The sequence below is a fragment of the Caldisericia bacterium genome, assembly GCA_021158845.1.
Classification (GTDB): Bacteria; Caldisericota; Caldisericia; order B22-G15; family B22-G15; genus B22-G15.
The window spans coordinates 1-1,015 of record JAGGSY010000144.1; the positions used below are offsets into that span (position 1 = coordinate 1).

The 1,015-nt window shown below is 36.3% G+C and carries 1 protein-coding gene; it reads right to left on the reverse strand.

Going from position 1 to position 1,015, the window contains the following annotated elements; translation table 11 throughout:
• Positions 1–76: 76 nt before the first annotated feature.
• Positions 77–544: a copper amine oxidase N-terminal domain-containing protein gene (locus J7J33_05175; GenBank protein ID MCD6168668.1), complete on the reverse strand. Its 468-nt coding sequence runs from the start codon at positions 542–544 to the stop codon at positions 77–79.
• Positions 545–1,015: the final 471 nt, after the last annotated feature.

Sequence of the window (1,015 nt, forward strand, 5' to 3'; positions counted from 1 at the left end):
ACCACTTAATCTACCCTTCCTATACTCTCCTCTTACAATATTATTATACGAGGCACTATACGTTGCATTTTTGGGATTACTCCTTTGGATAGATGATGGTTACTGTCTTTGTTGTTCCATCCCAGAGGACATCTGCTCCAAGGTTTTCTGCAACAAATCTAACTGGAAGCATTGTTCTACCATTTAGAATCATTGGTACAACCTTTGGGTTGTTTGGGTCTATTGGTTTTTCAATTCCATTTACTCTTGCAGTTGGTTTTCCTATCCAAAGTTCTATTGTTGTATCATTTAGGGATACAGTTACTTTTCTTTCTTTTCCATCCCATCCTACATCTGCTCCTAATGGTTCTGCTACCCATCTAATTGGAAGTAAGGTTCTTCCCTCTACTATTGTTGGAGGAACATCTATCTCTTTGGGTTCATCATTTATATACATGGTTTTACTTCCTATCTGGAGTTTGAGGATTATTCTATAAATAACTGTAAAGGTTTTCTCTGTTATGTTTCCAGCCCTATCTTTGGCAACAAATTTTAACTCATTCATTCCGGGTTTTAACTTTAAATCAAAGGAGAAGGTTCCATCTGAATAAACCAAAACCTCCTTCCCATTTACATACAAATTGCCCCACTCCTCAGTTCTTCCTTCAACTTTAATCTCTTCTTTCTCACTAACATCTGGAAGATTCACCTCAATAGCAGGTGGAGTTGTATCCACATCCACATAAATTCTAAAGACTGTCTCATTTCCAGATGTATCCTTAGCAACAACCTCTATTGAGTTTGCCCCTTCCTCAATCTCAAGCTCATATTCAAAATACCCACCTTTTTCAATCTCAACTTCTTTATCATTTATCGTCAATGATTTAACCTCTATATTATCTGCAACCTTCCCTTTTATCTTTATGCTCTTTTTGTTTAAAAATATTCTATCTCCAGACTGAACTTTCGGCTCTGAAATTTCAATAACTGGTGGAACTGTATCTTTAAGTGGCTTTACCTTTACAATGTTTGACAA